The following is an 8,968-nucleotide window of genomic DNA, read 5'->3' as shown; positions in this document are numbered from 1 at the left end:
AGGTTTTCCGTCTCCTACCTGGTGGCGATGGCAACGGACCGATATCTGGAAGAAATGTTGCAAGATAAGAAAAGCAGGCATAACTATGCAAAATTTGCTCACTATGCCATCGGCCAGAGGATCGAAAATGGCGTCATTTGCTGGGAATTGTACTGGGGAGACCCCGGCGACACGCCGAAGCGGAAAATACACCGCCGCACATAAAACTCATTTCTCCCGAAAATTAATTCACACCCCGTCGCCCATTGCCCCGGTTCATTGATCGGGCATTTTTCCGCGCCTTCCGATAAATCGCTCCGGCCCCCGAAAAATGCTTCTCCCCTGTACAATATCAGGATACTATTCCAGAAATAATTACTACGCCAGGGGGGATGATCAATGAACAGGCGGATTCTCATCACCGGCGGCAACCGGGGGATCGGTGCGGCGATAGCGGAGAGCCTTCGCCGGCAGGAATACGAGGTTGTCATCGTGTGCAGGGACCGGAATTCCTCGATGGATTTCATCCGGCGCATGGACGGGAAGGGGCTCGCGGGGATTCGCTTTATCGAGGGAGATCTGGGATCTATGAAGTCCGCGCGGGCGGCGGCCGCACGGATACGCGCGGAGAGCCCCGATTTCTGCGCCTTCGTCCATAACGCGGGAATGTGGCCGGTCGAAAAAGTGATCAATGAGGACGGTCTCGAGCAATCCTTCGCCACGAACCACCTGGGCCCGTTCCTGCTGAACCGTCTGCTGGAGGATTTGTTCATAAAGAACCGGTGCCGGGTCGTCCAGGTGTCCGCGGGGCTGTACGTGCTCGGAAGGAAGGACTGCGGGCGTTCGGCGTCGGGGGAGAACTTCAGCCTCATGAAGACCTACGCGACCACAAAGCTTCTCAACCTGGTCGCGACGATGGCCTTTGCGGAGCGCTGGAGGGACAAGGGGGTGACGATCAACGCGGTCCACCCGGGAGTCGTGAAAACGGGACTGGGCGCGGATATCGGCGGGATCAGGGGGGCGATACTGGGGGCGTTCAAGAGGCTCTGGCTGAGCCCCGAGAAAGGGGCGGCGGCGCCCGTGGCGCTCGCGACCGACCAGCGCTACGCGGGGGTCACCGGCGCCTACTTCGAGAGGTTCGCCCGGCGCGCGCTCAAGCCCCTTGCCGCCGATCCGGTGTTTTCCCGCGAGGTGTGGGAACAGGCAATCGCGTTGTGCGAGATTCGAAAATGAACGGGCGCTCCGGGAATTTTCACGGCCCGCCGCCGGGCCCGTCGGCGCTCGATAAAATGTCCACCACCACGAACGTGACATCGTCCTCGAATTCTTCTCTTCCCGTGAAGTCGCGAAGGGTACGCATGAGAGAGAGCGCGCACTCCTGGGCCGGGAGATGCGCGCAGCCGCGCACGAATGCGCGGAGCCTGTCGGCCCCGAAAAATCCGCCGCCGCCGTCCCGGCACTCGGTCACGCCGTCCGTGTAGAAGAGCAGGCGGTCCCCCGCCGCGAGCCGGGTCGATTTCTCTTCAGCGTGCACGCTTTCCTGCCAGCCGAGCGCCCTCCCCCGCGCATCGAGCTCCTCACATTCTCCGGTCGCCCTGCGATAGAGAAGCGGCGACACGTGGCCCGCGCTCACGTACCGGATTTCGAGCGTCTCCTTGTCGATGCTGTACATGCACACGGTCACGAAATTAGATTGCACGGTCGCCTGGCAGATATACCGGTTGAGCACTTCCATGAGCCCCCTGTTGGTCGGCTCCGTGGACACGAAGGACTGGAACGCCATTTTGGTGATCAGGGCGAGGAAGGCCCCGGGAACGCCGTGGCCCGACACGTCCGCGACGATGCCGTGGATTTTGCCGTCCCCGTCGTGGTAATCGAAGAAGTCGCCGCCCACCCTGTCCATGGGGATGCAGACCGCGTACGCGGAGAAACCCGGCACCGCGGGGGGCTCGCCCGGCATGAGCCTTGACTGGATGAGACGCGCGATCTCGAGCTGGCGATCGATGGTTTCGCTCCTCGCGCGAAGCTCGGCGGTGCGCTCCGCGACCTTGGCCTCGAGCTCGACAATGGCGCGCGCCTCGATCTGCCGAATCATGCCCAGTTGGTCGGCGAGGAAAAAGGCGATGGACACCATGAGCCCAGCGAGCCCGAAGCGCAGGTAGTTGAAATCGACCACCACGCTGTTCGCGCGCAGCACCTCCAGGGCCGCGGCCGCGAAGATGACCGCGAAGCCCGCGTCCACGTACGCCCTGTCCCACTCGCGGCGGCCGAGTGAAACGACGATGTGCGCAAGCCCCGTCGCCGCGCAGTAGAGGATGACGGCGTGCCACGCAAGCCGGGGCACGGTCCAGTCCCGGATTTCCGGGATCAGGATCAGGGACGCGCCCGCCAGGCCCGCCGCCGCCATGACAATCCGGTCGACGGTTCCCACCTTCCTTCCATAAATGGTACGAATGAGCGGGAGGAGCAGTATCGTGCCCGCGATCCCCACGAGGTATTGCACGAGGTGAAAGGTGAAAAAATGCTCCGTGAACAGGTACTTTATCTGCCCCGCGCAGAAAATGTAGGCGGCAAGGAAGAGTGCCACGAAGGCGAACGAGCGCTGCGCCCCGGCGAGCCGCGTGGGCATCATCGAGAAGATGAGAAAGAAGGCGGCGATGAAACCGTAGATTCCGATAAACAGGACGTCCGCGGCGAGCCCGGAGAAGACATGCCGCTGGATCGCGGCGAAGGGGCCGATCCCGTATGAACCCCAGATGAGACCCGCGGAATCGGTCAGATAGCCCCGTACCCGCACCGCGAGCACGTTGGCTTCCCCGGGCCTTATGAGCCGCGCGGGAACATAGTATACCCTGGTGCGGTCGAAGCCGTGCCGGGTGCGGTCCTCAACGCTTCCCGTTGAGCCAATACGCACCCCGTTGAACCAGGTCTCGTCGGCGTCGGAGATCCTTCCCAGGACCAGGGCATAGGGCTGCATGGCCGCTTCCCCGAACCGGAGCGAGGTCCGGTACCACGCGACGCCGGTATGCGCGGGATAGAGGTCCATGAGGTTGCCCGGAACGGCAACCCGGTCCCAGCCCGCGTCATCGAACCCCGGGGACGCGAACGCCGGCGAATCGGCCGCGCGGACCCTCCATGTCCCCTCGAGAGAGGTGATCCCGTGAGACGAAACCGCAACGACGCCGCTGTCGCTCCCCCGCGGAGAGGTCCCGGAACAGGAGACGGTCAACAGCATTGCACATATGAACGGCAGCATTCTCATGAAGTAACCCGACACCATCGCGCACGCAAAAAAATTGCGTTTCCGGAAACGCATCCGGTGAACACTGAATCTGAATTGTCTATTGTTCAAGTACAAAATGTAGAGGCGGGAATCAGGCGGGGTGTCCGATACGCTCGATCAGGGCACGAAACGCCTCCCGGAGGACCGCGTCGAACGCCCCGGTGACGGGCGCTCCCTCCCTGTCCGCGGCAAGGAGCAGTTCCGAGAAGGGGATGACGCTTGCGGGCTCCATCCCGGGGAGCGCGTTCCGCAAAAAAGCGGTGTCGGCCTCCGCGCGCACCTTGTTGAACACGGCGTGCACCCTTTTTATGCCGATATCGCCCGCCATCCGTACGATGCGATTGAGCGATTCGACCGCGCGCAGCCCCGGCTCCGCCACGACGACCAGCGCATCGACGCCCGAGGCGGTGGACCGGCCCAGGTGCTCTATGCCGGCCTCCATGTCGAGGATGAGGCTTTCGCCGCGCCGGAGGACAAGGTCCTGGATGAGCGCCCGGAGGAGCGTGCTCTCCGCGCAGGCGCACCCCGAGCCACCACGCTCGACGGCGCCCAGCACCAGGAGCGCGACGCCCCGGTGCCGGTATGCGTAGGTATCGGCGATATCGGACACCTCGGGATTGAGCTTGAACATCTGCCCGTACCCGGGAGACGCGCCGGTGCGCTCCTCGATGAGGGCGCGGTGCCGCGCGATGGTCACGATACCCGCCTGTTCCGCCGCGGGTATCCCCAGGGCGCTCGCGAGATTGGCGTCGGGATCGGCGTCCACGGCGAGCACGCGCTCGCCCCGCTCCGCAAGCATGAGCGCGATCGCCGCCGCGATCGTCGATTTTCCCACGCCCCCTTTTCCCGTCACCGCGATTTTCACCGATATTCTCCTTCGGGCATGGTGGAACCCCCCCATGAAATATACAACCAGAAAAGCCCGGCCGTTCCCTTCGACTCCGCTCAGGGAACAGCCCTCCCCGCTCAGGGAACAAGCCCTCCCCGCTCATTGAGCGGAGTCGAAATGAGCCGGGAAAGCGAAAATACGGGGACCCCGCCGGCCGCGCGGAAAATGTCATTGACAAATCATTTTTCCCCTGTCTTTCTCATGAGTAAAATGAGTTTTTATCCCACACGCACCGCGAGGAGCGGCCGATTACCCTGATGACGACCTATCACCATAAAGCGCTCATGCAGCTCGCGGTCGTACTCCTGCTCTCCCCGCTCATCGCCTGCAGTTCCACGCGCATCGTAAAGAATTACGGCGATAAGGGCATGGTGACCGATATTACCGTCTTCGAGAAGGATACGGTGAAAAGCCGGATCGTGTTCGAGTACGATCAGGCCGGGCGCGTTATATCGATATCGAAATACGCGGGCCAGGATACGCAGCCCGCGGCGGCGCGCAGATTCGTCTACGATTTCTTCGGAAAGCTCGTATTCCAGACACACCGGGCCCTGGTCCCCCATGACGATAAGGGGATCGATGACGCCTGGGTCGAATCCTTCTTCTACGGGTATACGGGTGAGCTCATCCGCTGCGAAACCTCGTATAAGAGCTCGTACGCGATATCGCGGCACAAATCCCCCCTTGTCGTGACCAGTTACGCGTACAACAACAACATTTTGGAAAAAATAGCCACCGACGGCGGCGTATTCCGCAAGGACTTCACGATCGTCTACGCCGACGAGGTCCCCGTCGAAATCGAGTACCGTGAACAGGCGCTCAACAGGGAAACGTACGCCTTCGAAACCGCCGCGCACCTCAGGTTTTTCCTTAAAAAGGGCGTGCCCGTGAAGGCCGAGAACCGGTCATCGGGCGCCATGATAACCAATAAGGCGCAGGTACGCGCCCTCTACGAGGAGGGAGAGGTCGTGGAGACCCTCAACAAGCCCCTGCACACGGCGAACCTGGAAAGCCTGCTCAAGGAAATAGAAAGCGACTGGGTCCGCTGATACAAAAAAAGCCGCGTGTTTGTATTGACATTATTCCCTCATATCCTTATTCTTGCGCCTCTGGGACGTTTCAGGTCGCGGGGCGGTGAACTAATGACAAAAACAGGCAAAAAACCGACTACCAGGCGCCGTCGGGAGCTCGTGAGCGAAACGGTTGACGGTTTTGACCAGGATCACGAGGAATTTTCCGACGAAGAAGCCGTCGATCCCGAATTGGACGAGTCGCTCCAGGAAGACGAGTTCGAGGCCGAGTCGGAGGCCGAGGACGAGGCCCCCGCACGCAAGGGGGCGGGCTCACGCAAGCGGAAAAAGGCCGCCCACGACACCTTTTCCGACTCCTCCATTTCGTGGTACCTCGAGCAGATAAACAAGATATCCCTGCTTACGAGGGAGGAGGAGAAGGCTTACGCCGTCGCGGCAAGGACCGGCGACGAGAAAGCCAAGGAAAAGCTCATAAAGGCCAACCTGCGCTTCGTCGTGTCCATCGCCAAGAAGTACCAGACGAGCGGCATCTCCCTCCTCGATCTCATCAACGAGGGGAACATGGGCCTCATCAAGGCCGCCGACAAGTTCGACCCCGAGCGCGGCTTCCACTTCATCTCCTACGCGGTCTGGTGGATCCGCCAGGCGATCATACTCGCCATCTCGCAAAAGACATCGCTTATCAGGCTGCCCCTGAACCGCACCACCGACATGCAGAAGATCGAGAAGATGCACAAAAAGCTCGAACACAAGCTCGGGAGGGAGCCCACCCCCGGAGAGATCGCCGAAGAGCTCGATATGGACGGCGAAGAGATCAACTATTTGAGAAGCATCTCGCAGGACTATATTTCGCTCGATGCGACTTACGGGGATTCCGACGACACCACGATCCTCAGCATGGTGGAAGACGCCCGGGTAGAGTCACCGGATCAGAAGGTTCTGGACGACTCGCTCAAAGACGCGCTCAACCAGGTTCTGAATACCCTCACCGCCTCCGAGCGGGAAATCCTCAAGATGCGCTTCGGCATGGACGGATACAAGCCCATGTCGCTGCAGCAGATCGGCGAGAAGTTCCACCTTTCGAAAGAGCGCATCCGCCAGATCGAGAAAAAGGCGATCCGGCGCCTGAGGCACCCCTCCCGGAGCCAGAAACTCAAGAGCTTCATCCAGGAATAAGCCATGTGGTATTTTTTAGCGGGGCTCCTCTTGGGGGCGTTTCTCACGCTGGTACCGGTCTGGACGCCCGCGGGCGGCGCGGTGATCACGGGCGAGTGGCACGGCACCCTCAAGGCCCCCACGGACATCGAGAGGTCCTACAACCCGGAAGCGAAGAAAACCGTGTTCGCCTCGCTTCCCGTGGATGACACGCTGCTCACCCTGTCCGGGACCGGCGCGGTTTTGTACAGGAACGCGGCCCCGGGAAAGCTTCTGAGCGGCAGCGGGAGCGGCAGGTTTTACGCGACCTACGAGAAGACCGGTTCCCACATCGAGCTTTTCGGCGCGAAGGGGGAGCGGTTCTGGAAAATACAATCGGCCGAGTATCCGCACCTCTCGTATAACGGCGAGCTCGTCCTCCTCGTGAACGCGGACATGAGCCAGGTGCGCCTCTTCGACCACAACGGGAACACCGTGGGCGCCGGGGGCGTCTCGGGGAGGTTCATAACCTCGTTCGCCTTCTCCCGGGGGAGCGATCACGCGGGCATAGGGTTTCTCGACGGGAGCTACGCGGTTGTCAGCAAGACGGGCGAGATCACGGCCCAGGGCCGCACGCCCGACAACGCCCCGGTGAAGTCGGTCGCGCTTTCGGACGACGGAACCTACGCGGCGATGCATTGCGGCGGGGAAAAGGGCGACCGCGTCGTTATAATTAACACGCTCAAACAGAGCGAGAAGGTCGCGAAGCTCACGCGCACCCACGTGGCGCGCATCGCGATGCATATCACCCCCGAGGGAAGGCTCGCGGTGATCGACGGCGGACGGATCGCCTTATTCACCAGGCGCGGCAACCCGGACTTCATGCTTGAGATACCGCGGGAGAAGGCCGGCATCGCCGGCATCGCGCACGCCGGCGGCGTCTACGCGGTCTCCTACCCCCGCGCCGACGGGGACGCCCAGCTCGTGATCTTCACCGACGAGGGGGACACGCTTCTGTCGAAGACATGCGCCGGCGAATCGTTCCTGCACACCATAATGGATGGTCCCTTTATTCTCGCACGAGGATCGCAGGGTCTATACTGCTACAGCGTCCATCTTCCAGCGCGCTGATCGCCTGTTGGGCGGCGCGCGCGAGCGCAAGGTTTCCCCTTTTTACCGCACCCGCCGCAAGTATCCCGCACTTTTTTCGCGCGACGTCCCGCGCGGCGCGCGCATATCCGGGCTTAAGCGTATCGGCCCCCCGCCCCAAGAGCTTTAAAATCGCGTAGACGCGGTACCGGTCCAGTCCCCACACGCTCCGGGAAAGCTGGTCGGGGTGGCCGCCGTATTTGAGCACGAACGGCTCCGGGATGAGTCCCACGCGCTCGTGCGCGCTTACGCGCAGCCACATGTCGTAGTCCTCGCACACGGGCAGCGCCTCGTCGAACATCCCGTACTCGTCGAAGAGCCCGCGCTCCATCACCACCGCCGAAGGGCTTACCAGGCAGAGCTCGAGCGCGCGGAGAAAAATATCGCCCCCGGGCTTCCGGTGCCGGCCCTTTGGATTCACGCGCCTGCCGCCGCGCACCCATATTTCCTCCGCCTGGTGGATGCGTATGCCGGGATTGGCGCGGATGAACGAATCGTGCGCGCGGAGCGCCCCGGGCAGCCACTGGTCGTCGGAATCGAGGAAGGCGAGGTGCGTCCCGCGCGCGGCGCGTATGCCCGCATTGCGCGCCGCGCTCACGCCCCCGTTGTCCCGGCGCAGGTACGTGAGACGCCCGGCGAACGCACGCTCCAGCGCGGGGGTGCCGTCGGTGGAGCCGTCGTCCACGAGGATGAGCTCGTAATCGTCAAAGTCCTGATCGAGCACGGAGGCGACGGCGCGGCGCGTAAGATCCGCGCGGTTGTATGTCGGGATTACGACTGAAAAAAGGGGCATGCGGGGGCTATTCTTTCTTGTCCTTGAAGAGGAACTTCATGGGCGACTTCTCGAGCTCCTCCGAAATCCGGTTCATCGTCTTCGCCGTGTCGCGGAACGATCCCAGTATGGCGATTACGTCCTTCTGGGAATTCATGAGGGTATCGTTGAGCGTTCCCGCGCTCTTGGTGAGCGTCGCGACGAGCTCGCGGAGGTTCCCCTTGCTTTCGAGCGTTATGTCCTGGATCACCCCGATCATGCTGTTGAGGGAGGTGAGCAGCTGGCTCACCTTCTGCACGACGGTGTCCAGGTTGCCGTATTCGATCCCCTCGATGACGGCGTTCGCCACGAGGGGCTCGCCCTTCTTCTCGGGATTGCGTATCTCGATAATGGGGTCGCCGATAATATTCTGGTTGAAGATGAACGCGCCGCAGTCCTCGTAAAGCTGTATCTCCTTCTGAATGCGCAGGACCGCGAGGAAATGGAGGGCCGGCTTGAATACGGGCTTGATATCGGTGACGCGGCCGATCGTGTAGCCCTTGATCTTCACCGGGGTTCCCTCCTTGATCGAGGTGAGGCTGTCGATCTTGAGGTAGACGTCCATTGTCGAGCTCGCGATGGAATACCCGAGCTTGAGCATGACCGCGAGGAGCAGCAGCACCACGGGAACAATGATGAAAATCGCGACCCGCAATTCGTTCTTTTCGAGCTTCATGGCTTCCTCGCACGTC

General features: G+C 61.8%; 8 protein-coding genes. 4 read left to right on the top strand and 4 right to left on the bottom strand.

Annotation, left to right across the window (positions count from 1 at the left end; translation table 11 throughout):
- The first annotated feature begins 378 nt into the window (after positions 1–378).
- Entirely contained in the window at positions 379–1,212 is an 834-nt protein-coding gene (locus EPN93_10055) for an SDR family NAD(P)-dependent oxidoreductase (protein TAL35605.1), read from the top strand.
- A 19-nt stretch (positions 1,213–1,231) separates the two neighbouring features.
- Here the strand turns inward: EPN93_10055 and EPN93_10050 are convergent, their stop codons facing one another.
- Positions 1,232–3,214: a hypothetical protein gene (locus tag EPN93_10050; protein TAL35604.1), complete on the bottom strand. Its 1,983-nt coding sequence runs from the start codon at positions 3,212–3,214 to the stop codon at positions 1,232–1,234.
- A 139-nt stretch (positions 3,215–3,353) separates the two neighbouring features.
- Entirely contained in the window at positions 3,354–4,163 is an 810-nt protein-coding gene (locus EPN93_10045; GenBank protein TAL35603.1) for a carbon monoxide dehydrogenase, read from the bottom strand.
- A 245-nt stretch (positions 4,164–4,408) separates the two neighbouring features.
- Here EPN93_10045 and EPN93_10040 point away from each other — a divergent pair, with 245 nt between their 5' ends.
- From EPN93_10040 to EPN93_10030, 3 genes are all read left to right on the top strand, one after another.
- On the top strand, positions 4,409–5,200 hold the full coding sequence (locus EPN93_10040) for a hypothetical protein (protein ID TAL35602.1): 792 nt from the start codon (positions 4,409–4,411) through the stop codon (positions 5,198–5,200).
- Between the two features lie 93 nt (positions 5,201–5,293).
- Positions 5,294–6,358 carry an RNA polymerase sigma factor RpoD/SigA gene (locus EPN93_10035; GenBank protein TAL35601.1) on the top strand — a complete coding sequence of 355 codons (1,065 nt, stop codon included), beginning with the start codon at positions 5,294–5,296 and terminating at the stop codon, positions 6,356–6,358.
- Between the two features lie 3 nt (positions 6,359–6,361).
- Positions 6,362–7,447, top strand: coding sequence for a hypothetical protein (locus EPN93_10030; protein ID TAL35600.1), 1,086 nt, complete (start codon positions 6,362–6,364; stop codon positions 7,445–7,447).
- Here the strand turns inward: EPN93_10030 and EPN93_10025 are convergent.
- Positions 7,386–8,258 (bottom strand): glycosyltransferase, encoded by an 873-nt coding sequence (locus EPN93_10025; GenBank protein TAL35599.1) that lies wholly within the window; start codon positions 8,256–8,258, stop codon positions 7,386–7,388. The genes EPN93_10030 and EPN93_10025 overlap by 62 nt on opposite strands.
- Before the next feature lie 7 nt (positions 8,259–8,265).
- Positions 8,266–8,952, bottom strand: coding sequence for an MCE family protein (locus EPN93_10020; GenBank protein TAL35598.1), 687 nt, complete (start codon positions 8,950–8,952; stop codon positions 8,266–8,268).
- Positions 8,953–8,968 lie beyond the last annotated feature (16 nt).

The sequence above is a fragment of the Spirochaetota bacterium genome (genome assembly GCA_004297825.1).
Taxonomy (GTDB): Bacteria; Spirochaetota; UBA4802; order UBA4802; family UBA5368; genus FW300-bin19.
Note: the sequence above shows the minus strand (reverse complement) of the source record. Positions and strands in the feature narration are given on the sequence as shown.

Bases quoted from the DNA above. Each gene is read 5' to 3' on its own strand.
- EPN93_10050 (TAL35604.1), bottom strand. From the start codon at position 3,214: ATGCTGTTGACCGTCTCCTGTTCCGGGACCTCTCCGCGGGGGAGCGAC.
- EPN93_10025 (TAL35599.1), bottom strand. From the start codon at position 8,258: ATGCCCCTTTTTTCAGTCGTAATCCCGACATACAACCGCGCGGATCTT.
- EPN93_10035 (TAL35601.1), top strand. From the start codon at position 5,294: ATGACAAAAACAGGCAAAAAACCGACTACCAGGCGCCGTCGGGAGCTC.
- EPN93_10040 (TAL35602.1), top strand. From the start codon at position 4,409: ATGACGACCTATCACCATAAAGCGCTCATGCAGCTCGCGGTCGTACTC.
- EPN93_10030 (TAL35600.1), top strand. From the start codon at position 6,362: ATGTGGTATTTTTTAGCGGGGCTCCTCTTGGGGGCGTTTCTCACGCTG.
- EPN93_10045 (TAL35603.1), bottom strand. From the start codon at position 4,163: ATGGGGGGGTTCCACCATGCCCGAAGGAGAATATCGGTGAAAATCGCG.
- EPN93_10020 (TAL35598.1), bottom strand. From the start codon at position 8,952: ATGAAGCTCGAAAAGAACGAATTGCGGGTCGCGATTTTCATCATTGTT.
- EPN93_10055 (TAL35605.1), top strand. From the start codon at position 379: ATGAACAGGCGGATTCTCATCACCGGCGGCAACCGGGGGATCGGTGCG.